Here is a 19,988-nt window from a genome sequence, read left to right as displayed (position 1 = left end):
TTAGAAGCGGAAATTGTAAGCAATGGAAGGAATGAAACCGAAAAGCCCTCTGGCCTGATATTTATAGCCGCCGCTTTCGGAAGGAACAACATCTACTCTGTAGGGCTGGGCGCGGTTGTAGGTGTTGTAAGCACCCAGAATCCATTCGCCGGTCCAGATAAGCCATTTACGATCGAGGCGCGATTTGATTACAAAATTGAAATCGAGACGATGCGCGGCAGGCAGCTGAAGCGAGTTACGCTCGGCATAAATAGGCAGCGCATCAACCGAAGTAAGCGCCGAGTTAGGCATAAAGAAATTACCGGTAATGGGCGTAAAACGCTGCCCGGTGCTATATACCCAAACCGCCGAAAACGACACACGCTTACTGATCTGCCACATACCCACTATTGAAAAATCGTGGCGCCGGTCGAACTTGGCGAAGAATTCCTTGCCGTTGTTCAGCTCATCAAACTGGCGTGTGGACCACGAAAGTGTGTAGCCGATCCAGCCGGTGAGTTTGCCTTCGGTGCGCTGTGCAAAAAACTCGAAACCGTATGCACGGCCTTTGCCGCTTACCAGTTCGTTTTCGTAATTGTCGTTGAGGATAAGCACAGCTCCTTCGCGGTACTCGATAAGATTGCGCATCCATTTGTAATACGCCTCAACGGTAACAAGCGTTTTGAGTTTGCTGAAATTGTAGTTGTAGCTTGCTGCCACCTGATGCGCAACAGGAGGCTTGGTGCGCGAGGTAACCGGGTACCACAAATCGGTGGGCAGCGCCACTGATGAGCTCGACACCAGATGCAGGTACTGCACCATTTTGGCGTAACTGAACTTGAGCGACTGTTTTTTATGAAAGAGCCAGGTGGCCGAAGCGCGTGGTTCGGGGTGGAAAAACACCTTGTCGGTGGTTACGAGCGTAGAAAGACGAACACCGCCGTTTACTTTCCACGCCGAATCAAGTTCGGTTTCGTAGTTGGCATAAAGTCCTAATTCGTGTGTATATACCTTTTTACCCTCGCGCGATTGCAGGTAATCCGCAATCTGACCCGAAGTGTTTACCACGTTCGGACGGAAAAGGTGATTGGTGTAAGACGCACCGTAACGCAGTGTTTGTCCGGGTCCGCGGTAATAATTGTAATCGGCTTTCACCCCCAAATCAGCAATGCGCGACTGTACCAGAAAGCTGTTGCCGGGAATGGCCGCTTCCACATCGTACCGGAAGCGGGTGTGAATGAACGAGATGTTTGAAAAGAGCTTCGGGTTGTAGGTATGGTTCCAGCGCAGTGTGGAAGTGAAATTGCCGAGCCGGAAACCACCTTCGAACAAACTGCTGTCGCCGCCCGCACTTCCGTTCAGCACATCGTCGCCAATATAGCCGCTCAGGAAAATGCGGTCTTTGTCGGAAATGGTATAATTCAGTTTCAGATTGGCATCATAGAAATAGTAAGGCAATACATTTTGTCCCCCATTCACCAGCTTAAACATCCTGTCGATATACGACCGGCGCCCTGAAAGGAGAAACGACGATTTACCTTTAATAATAGGCCCTTGCAGGGTAAGATGTGAAGAAAGAATACCAATGCCGCCATCGGCACGGAAGTGCTGAAAATCACCATCCTTCATGCGGATATCCATTACCGACGACATGCGGCCGCCGTATTGTGCCGGAAACCCGCCTTTAATCATGGTTACGTCTTTCAGCGCATCATTATTGAATACGGAGAAAAACCCAAACAGGTGAGAAACGTTATATACCACTGCTTCATCAAGCAGAATCAGGTTATCATCGCCCTGACCACCACGCACAAACATGGCGTTCTGCCCTTCGCCACCGCGTTTTACGCCGGGCATAAGCTGCATTACCTTAATAATATCGGTTTCACCGCCAATGGTGGGTAGCGTACGCACCTGATCAACCGGAATACTTATGGCGCTTGTTTGTGTATTGGTAACCTGTTCCTGATTGCGGTCGGCAGTAATTACCACTTCTTTCATGGTGGTGCCGGCCTCTGAATTACTCATGGTTACATTCAGCGTCACATCGGCCTTGAGCGTAACGTTGATTTGCTTTTGCCGGTAGCCGATGTAGTTGCACACCAGCACATAATCCCCCTGCGGCAGTGTAAGCGAGTAAAAGCCATATACGTTGGCAGCCACGCCGGTGCTGGTGCCTTTTACATAAATGGATGCGCCAATGAGCATTTCGCCATTGGCTGAGTCGGAAACGAAACCGCTCAGTGTAAATTTCTGATTCTGTGCATGAAGCAGAAATCCGGGAAACAACAGCAACAACAGCAAAAATAGCCGTTGAAATGATTTTTCTGGTTGAGGCATAATGGTGTAGTGGTGAGAGGTTTTAAAGATACAAAAACAAGCATTCAACAGCTGCCTTGTGACGAATAATGCACCAAAAGGGTTACTGCACATGCCATAATTTTTGAATCATTGTACTGGGAGATACACTAACAAGACAGGAACAATAACTAATACCCCTACGCACCTTTCATTTTCTTATTTTGATTTTCGTAATGCCTTAAACACCCTGTTGCTACGGTTTAAAAACCTATATTTGCACCACGTTCTCAAACAAAACAACTTATCCAGAAAGGTGGAGGGACTGTGCCCTGCGAAACCTTGGCAACCCACGGCTCAGGCTATGAAGGTGCCACTTCCTGCTCCAACAAACGGAGTGAAGATAAGTCAGTGTGCTTCCGGCTGCAAGGCATACCCTACCTCGGAATCTCCTCTGACTGAACACAGGGGAGGTTTTTTTGTTTGAAAAAGCAGAGTATGAGCCAAACTACCGAACGTTTTTCAGGCCGCGTGGCCAACTACGTAAAATGGCGTCCCGGCTATCCGCAGGCACTTTACGATGCCCTGCGGCAAAACGGCGCGCTTACTCCCGGCGATGTGATTGCCGACATTGGCGCAGGCACAGGAATATCAGCCATGCTGTTTGCCCAAAACGGGCATACCGTGCAGGCTGTAGAACCCAACGAACCCATGCGAAATGCCGGTTGTGAATTTACCGCAATGCAGCCGCTCGTGAACTGGCATGCAGGAACTGCAGAAAACACCGGACTTACCGCGCAAAGCATCAACACCATTGCGGCCGCCCAGGCCTGGCACTGGTTTGACTCACCCGAAACTGCCGCCGAATTCCGCCGCATACTCAAACCCGGCGGACAGGTAGTCCTCATCTGGAACGACCGCATTACACAGGGCGACGGCTTTTCGGAAGTGTATGAAGATGCCCTGCGCTACTTCGCCATTGATTATGCCAAAGTAGATCACAAGCAATTTGGTGAAGCCTCCTTCAACAAACTCTGGGGCGAAGGCAACTGGCGCGAAACCGCTACCGAAAACGTACAGCTGCTCACATTCGAAGGCCTGATCGGACGCGTGCTTTCCTCGTCGTACATGCCCGATGAAACGCACCCCGAATTCGGGTTTATGAAAAACGTACTCAAAAAAATATTTCTCCGCTACCAGGAAAACGGCACCGTGACCATGCGCTATCACTGCCGCGCTTTTCACGGCATACTGAACTGACCTCGATTTATGAAAGATATACGCAGCGAACTCAAAAAACGGGTGCTTGTCATTGACGGTGCAATGGGCACCATGATTCAGCGCCACAAACTCGAAGAAGCCGATTACCGTGGCGCACGCTTCGCGCAGTGGCCGCACGACCTGAAAGGCAACAACGATTTGCTGGTGCTCACCCAGCCGCAAATCATTCTCGATATTCACCGCGCCTACCTTGATGCGGGCGCTGATATTATCGAAACAAACACCTTCAACGCACAACGCATTTCGCTGGCCGATTACCAGATGGAAGCACTGGCGTATGAAATGAACGTCGAAGCCGCCAAATTAGCCCGACAGGCGGCCGACGAATACACCGCACAAACCGGCCGCGCACGCTTTGTGGCCGGCGCCATGGGCCCCACCAACCGCACCGCATCACTCTCGCCCGATGTAAACGACCCCGGCTTCCGCGCGGTTGATTTCGATGAACTTGTAGCGGCCTACAGCGAACAGATAAACGGCCTGCTCGACGGCGGATCGGATTTGCTGCTCGTGGAAACCATCTTTGATACACTCAACGCCAAAGCAGCACTGTTTGCAATAGACAGCATTGCCGAACAACGCGGATTGCGCATACCGGTAATGGTTTCAGGCACAATTACCGATGCCAGCGGCCGCACACTTTCGGGCCAGACTACCGAAGCATTTCTGAACTCAGTGGCACACATCGACCTGCTGAGTGTGGGCCTGAACTGCGCACTGGGCGCGGCACAGATGCGTCCGTACATTGAAGAACTCGCGCAGAAATCGCCCTTCTACGTAAGCTGCTACCCCAACGCAGGGCTGCCCAACCAGTTTGGCGAATACGACGAAACGCCGGAACAGATGGGCGTGCAGGTAAATGACTTTTTGCAAAACGGCTTTCTGAATATTGTGGGCGGCTGCTGCGGCACCACACCCGATCATATTCGTAAAATTGCCGAATACGCCGCGCAAACAAAGCCGCGCCCTGTACCCATGCTGCCGCAACACATGCGCCTGAGCGGACTCGAGCCCGTTACACTGCGGCCCGAAAGCAATTTCATGAACGTGGGCGAACGTACCAACGTAACCGGCTCACGCAAATTTGCACGCTTAATTACCGAACAGAAATACGATGAAGCCCTTGCCATTGCACGCGATCAGGTGGAAGGCGGCGCACAGGTAATTGACGTAAACATGGACGAAGGCATGCTCGACTCGGAAGGCGCTATGGTGCGCTTCCTGAATCTGGTTGCCGCCGAACCCGATATTGCCCGCGTGCCGGTAATGATCGACTCCTCCAAATGGAACGTAATTGAAGCCGGCCTGAAACGCGTGCAGGGCAAAGCAATCGTTAACTCCATTTCACTCAAGGAAGGCGAAGCCGAGTTTATCCGGCAGGCCAAACTCATTCGCCGCTACGGCGCTGCAGTGATTGTAATGGCTTTTGACGAAAATGGTCAGGCCGACACCTATCAGCGACGCATTGATATTTGCAAACGCGCCTACGATATACTTACGCAGCAGGTTCATTTCCCGCCACAGGATATTATTTTCGATCCGAACATTTTCCCGGTAGCCACCGGCATGGAAGAACACCGCCGCAACGCGCTCGACTTTTTCCTTGCTACAAAATGGATTAAGGAAAATCTTCCGCATGCAAAGGTAAGTGGCGGTGTAAGCAATGTGTCATTCTCTTTCCGTGGTAACGACCACGTGCGCGAAGCTATTCATGCGGCTTTCCTGTATCATGCCATCAAACACGGCATGGACATGGGTATTGTAAATCCGGCCCAGCTGCAGGTGTATGACGAAATTCCGAAAGACCTGCTGGAGCGCGTGGAAGACGTACTGCTTGATCGCAGAGACGATGCTACCGAGCGCCTCATTACGTTTGCCGAACAACTAAAAGGCGAAGGCCCCGGCAAGAAAGCCGAAAAAGATGAAGAGTGGCGCAAGGAAGATGTGCGCTCACGCCTCACACACGCGCTGGTAAAAGGTATTACTGATTACATTGATGCCGATGTGGAAGAAGCACGGCAAATGTTCAGCAAATCGCTCGAGGTAATTGAAGGGCCGTTGATGGACGGAATGAATGTGGTGGGCGATTTGTTTGGTGCAGGTAAAATGTTTTTACCGCAGGTAGTGAAAAGTGCGCGGGTAATGAAAAAAGCCGTGGCCTATCTTACACCTTATCTCGAAGCCGAGAAAAGTGAAAACAGCCGCAGTGCGGGCAAAGTGTTGCTTGCCACTGTAAAGGGCGATGTACACGATATTGGTAAAAATATTGTGGGCGTGGTGCTGGCCTGTAATAATTTTGAAATTGTGGATATGGGCGTGATGGTGCCCGCCGATAAAATTCTGGAACGCGCCAAAGCCGAAGGCGCTGATATTATTGGCCTGAGCGGACTCATTACACCTTCGCTCGATGAGATGGTGCATGTGGCAAAAGAGATGAGCCGCCTGGGCTTTTCAACCCCGCTGCTCATTGGCGGTGCCACCACATCGCGCGTACACACTGCGGTGAAAATTGCACCGCACTATGCACATCCGGTAATTCATGTAAACGATGCCTCGCGCAGTGTGCCTGTAGCCACAGCCTTGCTTTCCGACGATCAGCGCGAAAATCTGGTGAAAGAAGTAAACGCCGATTACGAACGCGTGCGTGTACAAAACGAACGCGCACAAAGTGCCGACAAGTTTATCTCAATTAACGAAGCGCGGCAAAACCGTTTCGCTATTGACTGGAACAACTACACTGCGGCAAGTCCGGCGCAAAAAGGGATTACCGTCCTCCACAATTATCCGCTGGATAAATTAGTGCCGTATATCGACTGGACGCCGTTCTTTCACAGCTGGGAAATGAAAGGCAGCTATCCGAAAATTCTGGACGATGCCGAGCGCGGCGTAGAAGCGAAAAAGCTCTTTGCCGATGCGCAGCAGATGCTCGAAAAAATTATTAGCGAAAACTGGCTCGGTGCGCGCGCGGTGGTTGGGCTCTGGCCCGCCAATGCCAAAGGCGACGATATTGAAGTATATGCCGACGATACGCGAAGCAATGTTACCGCCGTGTTTCACACCATACGCCAGCAAACACGCAAACCGGCTGCACAGGCCAACGTGGCGCTTGCCGATTTTGTGGCACCCGCACAAAACGGAAAAACAGATTACATCGGCGGCTTTGCGGTAACCACCGGCATTGGCATTGATGCAAAAGTGGCGGAGTTTGAAGCACAGCACGACGACTACAGCGCCATTATGCTCAAAGCCCTTGCCGACCGTTTGGCTGAGGCTTTTGCCGAGCATCTGCACGAAAAAGTGCGCAAGGAAATCTGGGGCTATGCACCCGATGAAACGTTCACCAACGAACAGCTCATTCACGAAGCCTACTCAGGCATACGTCCCGCGCCCGGCTATCCCGCGCAGCCCGACCATACCGAAAAACTCACCCTCTTCCGCCTGCTCAATGCCGAAGAAAACGCCGGCATCACGCTCACCGAAAGCCTCGCCATGGTACCCACCGCCGCCGTTTCCGGTTTGTACATTGCGCATGCCGGTAGTCATTACTTCGGCGTAGGCAAAATCCGCAAGGATCAGGTAGAAGACTACGCCCGCCGCAAAGGCTGGAGCGTGGAAGAGGCCGAACGCTGGCTGGGGCCGGTGCTGGGGTATTAAATTATTCTCTCCAAACGATGGTGTATATTTGCAAAAACCCCGCAAATATGCATCATCGTTTGCTTTTAACCCTGTTGATGTTCATCGGCGTAAATTGCCTTGCACAATCGCCCGATGATCCGTTGCCCGCTTCAGGCGTTAACATAAAATACCTCGAACATCTTGTAAAAACCGGCGTGGACAGTGTACGCATCGCGCACAACCTCCCACCCCTTCGCAACGACATCTGGCTCTACAAAGCAGCCACCCTGCATGCGGACTACATGGACTCGGTAAACAAACTCACACACCATGAACCTGAGTTTAAAAACCGCTTCGCTCCGTCAGACCGTGTGGCCTTTTGCGGCGGCACCGGCTTTTCTGGCGTAGGCGAAAATTGTCTGTTCACATTTGCACACCAGCCACTCAAAGACAAACACGATAATGTGTATGTAAATGATACCTACGGGCAAATGGCCCGCAACATGGTAACCGGCTGGGTAAACTCGCCCGGTCATTACCAGAACATAATTACTCCCGGTTATGAGTTTACCGGTGTTGCCGTAGCATACAACCCCAAAACAGGAAAATACTACGCCGCACAGGTATTTGGCACACGCGCAGGCTACAAACCCTACACACCAGCCGAAGATTCAGCGTTTGATTATTCCACTTTTGTGCCGCCTCCCGTTACCTCATCATTCAGTCAGGTATCGCACCAGCCGCACAGTGTAAAGCATGCGTGGAAACTTAAAGCACCCAAGGACACACTCACCACCTGCGCATTTTGCATGGACGGACAGTTTACTCCGGGACGCGGCACTACGATGTTTGTGAAAAACGGGAAAATTTATTTCCGCACCAAAGACACCGAATACATGCAATGGCTGCTCAACAACCGCCGCGACGGGCTGGCCGCCGAAATTGTTACCTATAAACCTGTTGATTGCGGCAACCCGCAGTTTTACGAAAAACCAAGCCGCAGAAACAGACAATGCCTTTTCAATGGCCGTGTGCTGAAACCATTGTACAAGAAAAAACTAAAGAAAGGTTTTAAGAAAAAGAAGCCTTATAAATTCCGCGAAAAAATTCAGCTTGCTTCACAAAGCGACGACAGCCTTTCTCTGCGCGGAAAATTGATGGTATGGAATAAAGTATTTTCTTATCCGTACGACGCCGAGTATTTTGAAATTGCATTAGGGAAAGTGCCGAGGAACACTTCTGGTTATATAGAATATAACCTTGTAGTGATTCAGAAAAAGCAGGTGTGTATGATTAAACATTTCACTTCCTTTTGTGGCGAAGACTGGAAATATGCAGTTACCTCCGATCATCCGGTTTCGTTTTACCCCGATTCACTTCAGCTCAAACCCGTAAAGGCCCGGCGCACATTTACCGTGCCGTTCGAACAAAACAAATACGAGTACGTGCCAAAAGACATCCGGCCTTTTCTCGACTCGCTTTCCACATCGGCATTCTACATACACAGCGCACAAATCGAAGCCTATGCTTCAGTTGAAGGCAGCGAAGCTGTTAACAAGCAACTTCAGCAACGCCGCTCACAATCTATTGTACAGGCCATGCAAACTACCCAGCGCGATACGTTTCCCTTTACCATAAAAACCGACGAGAACTGGCCCTTGTTCGAAAAGCAGATTCAACGCATACCTGCACTGGCCACTTTCAAAGGCAAAAGCCACGAAGAAGTCAAAAAAATGCTGCTCGACACTGCCATCGCCAACATGGCCGAACCGTGGCTCTCAAAACAACGCTACGCGCGTATTACACTGCAGGTATCCATTCAGCCCGCCCCTAAACCTACCTGCGAGTGGCTCGGCGAACATTACAAAGCATGGACAGACAGCACCCTTAAATCTGTTTTCAAACCACATTACCTCGATTCTCTCTCCCGCCTGCAGACTTACGAATTCAGTTTACTGTTGCAGCAAAAAGCAGACACGCAATGCTTCCGCAAACGAAAATTTCCTCCGCAGGAAATCTTTCACACCTTGCGCTGGCGGCAGGCATGGATGGTGCGTTACCATCTCGATAACAAGGCCGACTCGCTCAAAGCAGACAGAAAACTTTTCAATGAATCATATCTGATTGCCAGTAACAATTTACTTACCCAATATTGGGAACCCGTATTCTGTGCAACCGAACTCTATCTCCGCTACGGCATTCTCAACAATCCGCTATCAGGCGACGATCCTGAAGTATTTCTCAATTTACTCAACTGGCTCGCCACACACGCGCCTGATTCCATGCAAAATGTAATTGAGGACTTAACCGTAACATGGCATTATCTTGCCGTGCCTTACTACGAAGAAAAGGGTAAAAAGTTTAAGGATAATGTATTTGCCAGTTTATATGAAATTAACCGCTACTGGCAAAACGGACGAATGAATGACAGCATAGGTGTAAAGCTGGCAAAATATTGCATTGAACACGATGCCGTGAGGATGGCCTATCAAATAATTAATCCAATTGCCACAAAGCCCGAACCCAATCACGAAGCATTAATCCTCTACATCAAACTGCATTACACGCATTACGAAGAAGCCGACTCAGCCTACTTCAACGAGTATCTTGAATTGCTTCGCTGGTCAAGAAGTTACCTGACACACAATGAATGGTGCGAAATTTTTACAGGCCCCTGCAATGTAAGTTTCCAGCTATTCGACCACGAAGGAGCGCGCGAACTTTATTGCGAAGAATGCGCAGGCTACCCGAATTATGCACGTACGCCGTCGAGGTGGGAGAAGTAATTCACCCACCCTTCCCAATCAACTCCACCCGCACTACAATTACCGTAATCACATTCTTGCTCCGTTTCATACTGATGCCAAAGCCCACAAGCGATCCGGAGCCGCTGCCTTTTTGCTCCGAGTTAAGCAAAAGCAGTAATTCCTGCGCAGCCTGCTCGGCTTCAAAATCATCAATATGATAACTTGCACTTGCTATACTTTCTTTGAGCGAATAATTTTTGAGCAGCTTTTTTGATTTGAGGCCTGCCGCTTTTTTGAACCGTTTTTCGGGTGAAACGCCGGTGAAAAAACGTTTGCCTTCAACCTCATCATGTCCAAATGTTTTACGATTTACACTGAGGTATGCAGCATGCTGCTGTGCAGCTTCTTCCAAAAATGCCTGTTGCTTTGACTGCCCCGAAGCCGAGTAGAGTCTGTCTTTTAACGCAGCCTCAGCCTGTGCCTGCACAAACCGTTTGCGCTTCTCGGTTGTTTGTGCCGTGGATGCCGTACTGGTATTTTTACTGTCGGTGTATGTGCTGTAATAAGGCCCGTCGGTAAATAAATCGGTACCCCAGCAACGGCCGTCTTCACCAATATTAAAAGCCACACCATGCTGCCGGTGCCGCTCACGAAGCATATTGGCATTATGCCCCGGCGATGCTTTCCATTGTGATATGGCCGACCGCGCAATATTATCGGCCGCTTTCTCAATCGTACTTCCGTAAGAAAAATTGTATAAACAATTTTCTCCCGTCCACGAACAGTTTGCTTTGTCTTTTGCCACAAATTCGTATCTGTCGCCGGGATCTTCGCCGGTAAACGAAGGCGTGTCTTTTTCTTCCGAATGGCTGAGTTGTTTGTTTGCAATCATCCAGATATTATGATTGCGCGAAGCCAGCCAGAGCGTATCGTTAAAACGCAGTGTGTCGAGTTTATTCTCCCGGCGGTATGCATTAAGCAGCGTATGAAATTTGAGTGCGGCAAGCCGTTCAATTTTCATTACCGTATCGGTTGCTGTTTGCTTAAATACTCCGCGAAGCCGCAACATATCGACGGTTTGAAAACGCAGACTCTCCTGCGCAATTACAAAGTTTGCACTGAAAAAAAACAACCAAAAAACTACTGACACTTTTTTCATAAAGCGCTTTCAACGTAAACGTCGGGAAACAGGCTTTGTTGTTGCTCCCCTGTTTTTTGAGCATAAGTCACGAGGTGTAAAAAAGAAACACCGGATAATTATTTTTGAAAAATAATAAATCCGGTGAAACAACAAGAGAAGAAAACAGCCGTTCCTGCATGCTCCTTATTTTTTGACAACAACACGATAAGTGAAGCGGAGCGCCGGAACGGCTGTTTTCATTTTACCCGTCCATACGCACAATACGCGGACGGAAAGTGCCGGCAATATCCACAAGGTTTTGCTGCGCGTGCATTACCTCGTTGATATTTTTGTAGGCCTGCGGGGCCTCGTCCAAACCGCCGCCGTGCAAGGTTACGCCGTGCTGCTGAAGCAACGCATGCATGGCATTGCGGGTGATGGACTCTTTGGCACGTGAACGCGACATTAATCGCCCGGCACCGTGCGAAGCGGAATGCAGCGAAGTAGTTTCGCCACGGCCGCGCACAATAAATCCGGGCGCAGTCATGGAACCGGGTATAATGCCGGCTTCGTCTTTAGCAGCCGGTGTAGCACCTTTGCGATGCACAATTACTTCGCGGCCGTGGTGAATTTCCTTCCACGCAAAATTGTGGTGGTTTTCAATCACCGCCAGCGGCGTAAGATCAATTTCGCGCGTGATGCTTTGGTGAATCACTTCGTGGCAGGCTGATGCATAGTCGCCGGCAAGGTTCATGGCTTTCCAATAGGCCTGCCCTTCAAACCAGTCCATGGGCAGCCAGGCCAAGTGCTGCAACTGACGCGGCAGCTTGCACCATTGTTTGGCTACTTCGGTGTAATGCGTGGCAATGGAAGCGCCCAGCCCGCGCGAGCCTGAGTGCGAAAGCAGCCCGATGTAACGCCCGGCTTTGAGGTTGCGTTCGGGCCAGTCGGCCAGAATTTCCACTTCACCGAATTCTACAAAATGATTGCCTGAGCCCGAAGTGCCCAGCTGTTTTGCGGCCTTGCCCTGAAGTTTGCGCAGCAAGGCAAGTTCGCCAAACTCGGGGCGGTCAATTACTTCGTGCTCTTTTGCTTTGCCAAGTTCGCGGCCGGAGCCGAAATAAGTGTGGCGCAGCAAGGCTGTTTCAAGTTGCTTGTGTTTGCGATTGAGTTCATACGCATGCAAATCATACACCGTTAAACACATGCGGCAGCCAATGTCAACGCCCACACCGTAAGGAATTACCGCATTTTCAGTAGCCAGCACACCGCCAATTGGCAGGCCGTATCCCGAATGCGCATCAGGCATAAGCGCACCGCTTACAGCCACCGGTAAGCGCGCCGCACTGCGCAGCTGGTCGATGGCAGCATGATCCACATGTTCAGCACCGAAGATGAAAATATCGGCAGGCTTGCTGCGCAGTTCCTGCTGCGGTACTTCTTCTTCTTTGGCTTCAATAAAATGCGTGGCAATTTCGCCAAGCACTTCATCGGCTTCAAACGCATCGGGCGTTTTAAGTATTTCACGCAGCAGCTGAAGCACTTCTGCCGCGCTGTGATGTTTGTAATGCTTGTGCATTACGCGCAAAGCCGTGCTCACCGCCGCATCAGGTGTGTAACCAAGGCGGCGCAGGTCTTTTGCGGTAAGAGATAATTTTGCCATACAGACTTACTTTATGAATTAAAGTATTGATGTGCCGGGCTGCAGTAAGAAACACGCGCACCGGCATTGAATTTACCTGAGGCTTGATGTACATGTTGCCATACACACAAACCGGTCGTTCGTCGAACACGAACTCGTTGTGAACCGGATTTTTTTTCATCGCATCTCCTTTCTGCTTTTACTGCAGCCCGGCGGCCGCAAGGTTTAACATCATTAATCGTTGTCACAGTCATCATCAGGAGCTATTTCGGTAACAACAGGCGAAATAACTCCGTGTGTGGTTTCGTTGCCGGCCACGATCCGAACACCTTCTGTCCGGAGCATGATCCGAATGTGTGAGATGTTGGTCATGACTCATTTTGTGTTTGTGTGATTTGTTCTTTGTGTGAATTATTTTAAACCAATTTGTAAAGGGCAACAACGGGAATCGAACCCTGATTTCCGGTGCCACAAACCGGCGTGCTGCCATTGCACCATTGTTACCATTTTGAGGGTTAAACAGGATTCGAACCTGTACGCTCCCGATCCGTAGTCGGGTGCTCTTCCCGTTGAGCTATCAACCCTGTTGTGGCTGCATTGCTGCGGCCATTGCGGACAAGAGAGGAGTCGAACCTCTGCGGCCGGTTTTTCAAACCGGTGCTCTGCCAGCTGAGCTACTCGTCCTGAATTTGCCGGCCGGAAAGGGCTTTAACCTTTACACACCATACAAACGGCTGCTCTTTCGTTTGAGCTACCGGCGCGGCAAGAAGTAAGTTGTTGCAGAAGGATTCGAACCTTCATCCGGGTGCGTATAAGACACCTGCGCTAACCGATTGCGCCATGCAACAATGTTGCCCCGGAAGGACTCGAACCTTCAACCCGCAGAGTAAAAATCTGCTGCGCTAACCAATTGCGCCACGAAGCAATGTATGCAGGAGCCTGGGGTTAACACCGGAAGGGAACCGGCACGGAATCGGGTTACGATGTCCTGAAAATGCGGCTCCTGCAAGAATTACAGTATGTCAACGAACAATTCATTTTTTCAGATCAGGGCATAAAAAAACCCGGATCGTATGTGGATCCGGGTTTTGTGTTTTTCCATTACATCACTGTAATGCAAAACAAACGGATCCGATTTTCTTTCGGCCAGACAGTACAATTCCATACTTGCGTACATCCGCGCACGGTGCGGATATGACAAGTGAAAAATTCAGCATGTGTTTGTACTGGCTGATCATGTGTGTAAAAACGCCAAAACGCCCGGCGTTTGTGGTTCGCCGGGCGTTTTGGGTGAGTGAATTATGGTTTCATTCATCACACAGCACGCAGCGGCGCAGCGGTAAGGAACACAAGTTCCTTGCGATCGGCCTGCAGACCTATGGGTGAGTTGCTGTGGATAAACATTTGAGTTCTTTGATTGATTTACGGTGCAAATGTAACGAGTAGTTTTTCAATTTATCAAGAGGCAATGCAAAAAATATTTTCTCAAATACCCGAACACATAGCTGAAACGCAATATTAACAAGGGTTTTGAAGGGGGAAATATTTTTTCAGGATTACGCTCAATTGATTCAAACTGGTTGTTTACATCAACGATCTTGTGTTGCAGATAATTTAGTTTACAACAAATTTCCGGTCATACATCTCAAAAAAAAGGAGAACCACAGGTGGTCCTCCTCATTCATACACATTAGAATATTTAGCGTACAGTAAGCGAACGCGAGTAGAAATTCTGATCAGAGCAGGCTACAATCTGGTAGCAACCGCTGTGAAGCCGATTTTCCAGGTCGGTTGCAAGCACGGGATTACCGTCAATATTGATAATCACTTTCGAGTAGTATTCATTGCCCGTATTGTCTGTAACAACCACAAGCAGTGTATCATCTTCCTTACTGCTTTCAACAAGCGGGGTAAAGAGCGGAATAGGATTGCCCTGCAGAAAACGCACAGGTACCACGTTGGAGTAAGATACATTTCCGGCAGCATCAGTCATACGCAACCGATACCATGAAGTACCTTCGTAGGGAGAAAAGTCTGTTTCTATATGATCAGTATTTACCTGAAAAGTCTGACCGGAAGTAATGGTATCATACACAACTCCGTTTCTCGATTTTTCAAGTACGAATGATACCGTGTTTTCGGCAAATGCAGACCATGTGAGCTGAACAGCTTTATCAAGCGGTGTGGCAGAAATGTAGGATGCCGGCACACGGCTGTTTTGTGCAAAGGCAGAAATGGGAATTCCTGCAAGGAATAGGACTACTAATAAAACAATGTTACGCATCGGGGAGACTGGATAAGAGTTGAGCGATTTCAAATGTAAAAAAATCTTAAAAATGTAACAAAAGAGCCTTTAGATCAGTTATTAACATTGCAGTAATGAATTTTTCATCATCGTTTTCAATGAATAACCCGCTTCGTCTTTTGTTTGTTTGTACCGGCCTGATACTCATTCTCCAACAGAGCTGTTTTAAGCGTCATATCCTGAGTGACAGTGATATAGAGGCGCATTATCACAAGAAAAAGTTTCGTCCGCATTTTGGAAAATACCCTTTAAATGATACTTCCGGAGTTCATTTCGCGCTCTCAGGATCGGATACGTTGCCACTGGTAGTGTTAATACATGGCGCACCGGGAGCCTGGTACGGGTATATGGACTATATTGATGACACGTTGTTGCAAAAGCATATGCAGTTGTTATCGGTTGACAGGCCGGGCTACGGAAAATCAGGGCGGCGGGCGGTAACATCAATTGAAGAGCAGGCGCGGCGCATTCATCCGCTTATTGATTCGATGCGAAACGGGCGGCGTGTGCTGGTGGTTGGGCGTTCATACGGTGCGCCGATTGCTGCACGGCTAGCGGCCGACTATCCGCAGGATGTATCGGAGCTATTGCTGATTGCGCCTGCGGTGGCGCCTGAGCTTGAAAAATTCTGGTGGTTCAGCAAACCTGCAAACAGTAAAGTGATGCGATGGATGTTTCCGGCCGCCATAAACCGAGCATCGGACGAGAAGTTTACACATCGCGACGAGTTGCGAAGGCTGGAACCGTTGTGGGACAGTATTCGTGTACCCATTACTGCTGTGCAGGGCGACAACGATGCGATTGCCGATACGGCCAACTTAAGCTGGCTGCAGAAAAAACTGCCCGATAAGAAAAACCGATTTATCCGTCTGAAAGGCGCCGGCCACATGATAACCGAAGAGCGTCCGGAGTTTGTACGACAGTTGCTCACCAGCATGGCCGACTCGCTGCGCACGCGCCGTCAGATGCCCAAACAATAATGTAAATGTGCAATGCCGAACTGGCCTATTGTCCGCCTCCGCGGATAAGATGCAGGAAGCCGGCAATTTTTACCGGGCCGCTACCGGGCACCACTGCAGAAGCAATGTAATAGTAAACACCATCAGATGCCGGGCGCCCGGTTTGCATTACCGTGCCGTCCCAGCCCGCGTTCACATCGGTTACCACATTAAGCAGTTGTCCCCAGCGATTGTATATTTCAATGCGCAAATCTTCACCGTAAGGAATATACACGGTGAATAAATCGTTTACTCCATCGCCATCAGGTGTAAACACGTTGGGCGCATTCTGATCGCATTCCTCCACATCTACCAGCACAGGAGTTGCCGCACTGCGGCAGGCACCCGATTCTATGTATGCAATGAGTGTGGTATCTGTAAACAGCGGACCGGTAATAAACGGACTTCCTGCACCCACCTGTTGCCCGTTTGTGGTGTACCAAACCACACCGCCGTTGCCCTGCGCCTGAATGGTGGCTACAAGCCCGATGCAAACAGGCGATGTAGTCAGATCGGGCGGAAGGAGGGTGTTTTGCTGGAAGGCCACCTGCAGGGTATCATAAACTGTGCAGTTTAATGTATCGGTAACAGCTACTACATACGTGCCGGTGGCATATACAAAAACGCTGTCATTATTCCCTGTGTTTCCGGGCAGCCAGTTGTAGGAATAGGAGGCATTGCTGTTGGCAATGAGCAGTGTGGAATCGCCCTCGCACACCGGATCAGGGCCAATCCAAGTAGCCTGCGCAGTAACATACGATGCGGCAATATCAACAGCGGTTAGTGTGGTAATGTTGCACGAGGTTACATAACAGCTGTATGTGCCCGGCTGACTTACCTGCTGTGTAAGAGCACTTCCGCTGAATGGGAATACCCACTGAATAGCAGTGGCACCGCTGGCCACTACGTTAAGTGTAACGGTTTCGCCGGGGCAAAGCACATCATCAGGCGAAGCCTGCAAAAACGGCGTGTTGTACTGCACCACAGCAACCGTATTCGACACGAGTTCGCAGGTATCAGTACCCACACCCGTATTCACACAATAATAATTTCCTCCGCTGGTGACATAGATAATTGAATCATTCACGGGCAGAATTCCGTTGGGTCCGTACCAGATGAAATTGCCTGTGCCGGTACAAAACAACTGCACCGAATCGCCCGGACAAATCAATCCGTTTGAGGGGAGCATGGTGACGATTGGTATTGGCCTTATGGTAACCGTAACCCCGACAAAACCTATTGTTGTGCCTGTACACCCATATTGATTGGTTACACTGCTGAAATACTGCACACTGTAAAAGCCGGGCTGTGACACCCAGATGCTGTCGTTTGTTTGTCCGCTGCTCCATGCATACGAAGGCAGGCCCGAAGCCACAAGCAGCGTAGAATCGCCGGGGCAGATGGATGTGTTTCCGGTTATCACGGCAGGCAAAATCACATTGCCCGGATCGGGATATACTTCAATGTAGTATTGCCTTACCAATACAACGGTATCGGTATCGCAGGCGTTGCCGCGTATCAGTTGAGCGGTGAAGGTATAATAGCCGGTAGAATCGACATCAAACGTACCTATGCAGGCACTGTTTCCTACAAGATAAATGCCGGTTGTGGGAGAAACTGTCCAGTTGAGTGACAGCACATCGTCAATACAAATTTGAGTTGATCCGGTGGGGTTTGTAATCTGATCATAAATAAATACTTCCACAAACACATCATCACAAATAGCTATCGAATCATTTCCATCCGTATCAAGCATCAGTATCATTGTATCGTTAATTACACTCAAAGGCTCGTCGAGCGTAATATCTACAGTAGTTGAAGCGGTGCAGCCCGCAGTATCTGTAACTGTGATAATATACTGTCCGCTTTGCATCGCATAAAACGAAGAAGTTGTAACCGGCCCCACAGGGGTTGTCCACAGGTATTGATAATTACCGAGATTTCCCGCCGATAGAAGTACAGAATCCGCACAAAGAATAACTGGTGTAGTGACTGAGTCGTTTACATTTATGCTTACCCCGTCTGTAATGGTAGGCAGCGGTGGTCCGGGAGTTACAATTACGTGTGCATCATCAGTATCTGTATAGCATCCATCAGGCGAAGTGATGGTAACAGAATAGGTTCCTGTGTTGTACACCTGCATGGTGGGTGAAGAAGGCCCGGGTGCCCACTGGTAAGTCCAGTCGGGGCCGATGCCGCCACCTGTTGCAGGCGTGAGCATGGTTTGTGTAGCAGCGCCGATGATGAGCGGTGTGTTTGATTCACACACATAAAATGTATCGCCGGTGCAGTTGTAGGCTAACTGATCATCTCGGATGCAAAGCGGTAATGTATCGCGGTTGCAGCCGGTGGGTGGGTTGTGGTGGTAGTAATCATAAGGCTGGCGGCTGAGGTCGATGGGTAAACCGGCAAATACATCGCTGCTGCCGGCGGTTACGGCTGTCCGGTAGCTGTTGTAATTTGGATCGGTGCAGAATACAGGCGGGGCCACCACGTTAGCGGATGGCACTGTGGACAGTGTAAGAAAATTTGCCGGATTTGCGGGCACATGCAGCTGCGCGGGAAAGCTGCCGGAGAGGGCAACCTGACTGGTGCCGGAAATATCAATGCCTCCTACATAATCATTTCCTTGCCCGCCAAGCTGCCGGCTCCATTGCCACGCGCCGGTGTTGCTGTAGGCGGCTACAAACACATCATTAAAGCCAACTGTTCGGAATGTGCTGTTGCCATACTGTTGGGCAAACTGCTCCATATTACAGCGAAACATGCCAGCGATATAATAATTACCGGCGGCATCGGAAGTAACGCTGCGCGATGTAACCGGCGAAAAGGAGGAAGCCGCCACCGACCAGTCGAGCCCGCCGCTGTTGTTGAAACGCAGCAGGAAGATATGTTCGGTGTATGTGCCGCTGAGGGTGGGTGTGGATGAGGGCAGGTAAATGTTAATGGTTCCCTGAAAATCGCCGGTTACAAGCACATTGCCGTTGTTATCGGTGTGAATGCCGTTGGAAATATTGAAGCCTCCGCCGGCAATGCGCCGGAACCATTGTTCGTTGCCCGAAGCATCGTACTTGACAACAAATACCGCATTTTGCGATACGTTGTTATGCGGCAGGTCAAACGTGATGGTATCACTGAACTGACCGGTGATGAAGATGTTACCTGCAGCGTCGGTACTTACATCGAAACCGCGGTCGGTCTGGCGTGAGGAGCCTTTTTCGGCCCAAAGTACATTGCCGGCGGCATCGTACTTTACGGTAAACACATCCATAGAGCCATTGAGGCTGGTGAGTGATGCAGCGCCGAAAGTAGCAGTGCCCGAAAATTCGCCGGTAACAATTACGTTGCCGGCGGCATCGGTTGCAATACCGTTACCGGCATCGGCCAGTGCACCTCCGCCGTTGCGCACCCAAAGCAAATTGCCCGATGCATCGTACTTGGCCACAAACATATCCTGCGACCCGGCTGAGGTTACGGATTGTGCACCAAAAAAGGCCGTGCCTTCGAAAAAGCCCGTCATGTAGCTGTTTCCTGAAGCATCCGTGCAGGTGCTCAGTGCCCTGTCGCTACCGGAACCGCCGCCGCTGCGCACCCACATGTAACTGCCTGTGGAATTATCAATTTTAGCCAGAAAAACATCGGTAATACCCGAGTTGGCTGGTGAATTCGGCCCAAAAGATGCACCTGCACTGAAGTAGCCACAACTAAATACATCGCCCGAAGCATCAGTACATACATCAGTCCCCTCATCATTTCCCACACCACCTGCTGTTTGCAGCCAATACGGTTGTGCCTGTGAAACCAAAGCAGCACACATTACAATGAATAACAATAGTACTTGCCTGTACATGGGAGAATGTTTCCTGAGACACTGATTGCCCCGGTGTTTGCCAAGAGCAAGTTAATGAAATCCGTATATAAATCCCTGCATACTTTCCCCCTCATTTCTTAACTCAGCCGTAAATTCACAACCTGCCCTGGTTCTGGAAACAGAACTTTATCT

10 protein-coding genes, 5 tRNA genes and 1 riboswitch are annotated in these 19,988 nt (G+C 49.9%); of the genes, 4 read left to right on the top strand and 11 right to left on the bottom strand.

The features are described from left to right. Positions 1–2,319, bottom strand: coding sequence for a TonB-dependent receptor (locus IM638_02280; protein ID MCA6361837.1), 2,319 nt, complete (start codon positions 2,317–2,319; stop codon positions 1–3). Positions 2,320–2,578: 259 nt separating this feature from the next. Then, positions 2,579–2,687: riboswitch (SAM riboswitch) on the top strand. A gap of 88 nt (positions 2,688–2,775) precedes the next feature. On the opposite strand from IM638_02280, the gene IM638_02275 reads away from it, so the two are divergent. Genes IM638_02275 through IM638_02265 form a run of 3 tightly spaced genes read left to right on the top strand, consistent with a single transcriptional unit; the run spans position 2,776 to position 9,959 of the window. Beyond that, positions 2,776–3,537 (top strand): class I SAM-dependent methyltransferase, encoded by a 762-nt coding sequence (locus tag IM638_02275; protein ID MCA6361836.1) that lies wholly within the window; start codon positions 2,776–2,778, stop codon positions 3,535–3,537. 9 nt (positions 3,538–3,546) lie between these two features. Next, positions 3,547–7,212 carry a methionine synthase gene (gene metH / locus IM638_02270; protein ID MCA6361835.1) on the top strand — a complete coding sequence of 1,222 codons (3,666 nt, stop codon included), beginning with the start codon at positions 3,547–3,549 and terminating at the stop codon, positions 7,210–7,212. A gap of 47 nt (positions 7,213–7,259) precedes the next feature. Then, the gene (locus IM638_02265) at positions 7,260–9,959 is read left to right on the top strand and encodes a hypothetical protein (protein MCA6361834.1); all 2,700 of its coding nucleotides are present in this window, start codon (positions 7,260–7,262) and stop codon (positions 9,957–9,959) included. Between the two features lies 1 nt (position 9,960). On the opposite strand, the gene IM638_02260 is transcribed toward IM638_02265, so the two are convergent. From IM638_02260 to IM638_02220, 9 genes are all read right to left on the bottom strand, one after another. After that, positions 9,961–11,079, bottom strand: coding sequence for a CAP domain-containing protein (locus IM638_02260; GenBank protein ID MCA6361833.1), 1,119 nt, complete (start codon positions 11,077–11,079; stop codon positions 9,961–9,963). Between the two features lie 223 nt (positions 11,080–11,302). Beyond that, positions 11,303–12,703 (bottom strand): RtcB family protein, encoded by a 1,401-nt coding sequence (locus IM638_02255; GenBank protein ID MCA6361832.1) that lies wholly within the window; start codon positions 12,701–12,703, stop codon positions 11,303–11,305. A gap of 213 nt (positions 12,704–12,916) precedes the next feature. After that, the gene (locus IM638_02250; protein ID MCA6361831.1) at positions 12,917–13,054 is read right to left on the bottom strand and encodes a hypothetical protein; all 138 of its coding nucleotides are present in this window, start codon (positions 13,052–13,054) and stop codon (positions 12,917–12,919) included. Between the two features lie 61 nt (positions 13,055–13,115). Further along, positions 13,116–13,187: transfer RNA gene (locus IM638_02245), tRNA-His, on the bottom strand. 6 nt (positions 13,188–13,193) lie between these two features. Further along, positions 13,194–13,266, bottom strand: a tRNA-Arg gene (locus IM638_02240). 28 nt (positions 13,267–13,294) lie between these two features. Continuing rightward, positions 13,295–13,366 (bottom strand) — tRNA-Phe (locus IM638_02235). A 90-nt stretch (positions 13,367–13,456) separates the two neighbouring features. After that, positions 13,457–13,530, bottom strand: a tRNA-Ile gene (locus IM638_02230). 3 nt (positions 13,531–13,533) lie between these two features. Beyond that, positions 13,534–13,607: transfer RNA gene (locus tag IM638_02225), tRNA-Lys, on the bottom strand. A 774-nt stretch (positions 13,608–14,381) separates the two neighbouring features. Beyond that, entirely contained in the window at positions 14,382–14,966 is a 585-nt protein-coding gene (locus IM638_02220; GenBank protein ID MCA6361830.1) for a hypothetical protein, read from the bottom strand. Positions 14,967–15,061: 95 nt separating this feature from the next. Here IM638_02220 and IM638_02215 point away from each other — a divergent pair, with 95 nt between their 5' ends. Further along, complete coding sequence (locus IM638_02215) at positions 15,062–15,967, top strand: alpha/beta hydrolase (GenBank protein ID MCA6361829.1); 906 nt, start codon at positions 15,062–15,064, stop codon at positions 15,965–15,967. Positions 15,968–15,992: 25 nt separating this feature from the next. On the opposite strand, the gene IM638_02210 is transcribed toward IM638_02215, so the two are convergent. Next, positions 15,993–19,835 (bottom strand): gliding motility-associated C-terminal domain-containing protein, encoded by a 3,843-nt coding sequence (locus tag IM638_02210; protein ID MCA6361828.1) that lies wholly within the window; start codon positions 19,833–19,835, stop codon positions 15,993–15,995. Positions 19,836–19,988 lie beyond the last annotated feature (153 nt).

Source organism: Bacteroidota bacterium (assembly GCA_020402865.1).
GTDB lineage: Bacteria > Bacteroidota > Bacteroidia > Palsa-965 > Palsa-965.
This window is presented reverse-complemented; position numbering and strand designations above follow the sequence as displayed.

Bases quoted from the DNA above. Each gene is read 5' to 3' on its own strand.
- IM638_02280 (MCA6361837.1), bottom strand. From the start codon at position 2,319: ATGCCTCAACCAGAAAAATCATTTCAACGGCTATTTTTGCTGTTGTTG.
- IM638_02275 (MCA6361836.1), top strand. From the start codon at position 2,776: ATGAGCCAAACTACCGAACGTTTTTCAGGCCGCGTGGCCAACTACGTA.
- metH (MCA6361835.1), top strand. From the start codon at position 3,547: ATGAAAGATATACGCAGCGAACTCAAAAAACGGGTGCTTGTCATTGAC.
- IM638_02265 (MCA6361834.1), top strand. From the start codon at position 7,260: ATGCATCATCGTTTGCTTTTAACCCTGTTGATGTTCATCGGCGTAAAT.
- IM638_02260 (MCA6361833.1), bottom strand. From the start codon at position 11,079: ATGAAAAAAGTGTCAGTAGTTTTTTGGTTGTTTTTTTTCAGTGCAAAC.
- IM638_02255 (MCA6361832.1), bottom strand. From the start codon at position 12,703: ATGGCAAAATTATCTCTTACCGCAAAAGACCTGCGCCGCCTTGGTTAC.
- IM638_02250 (MCA6361831.1), bottom strand. From the start codon at position 13,054: ATGACCAACATCTCACACATTCGGATCATGCTCCGGACAGAAGGTGTT.
- IM638_02220 (MCA6361830.1), bottom strand. From the start codon at position 14,966: ATGCGTAACATTGTTTTATTAGTAGTCCTATTCCTTGCAGGAATTCCC.
- IM638_02215 (MCA6361829.1), top strand. From the start codon at position 15,062: ATGAATTTTTCATCATCGTTTTCAATGAATAACCCGCTTCGTCTTTTG.
- IM638_02210 (MCA6361828.1), bottom strand. From the start codon at position 19,835: ATGTACAGGCAAGTACTATTGTTATTCATTGTAATGTGTGCTGCTTTG.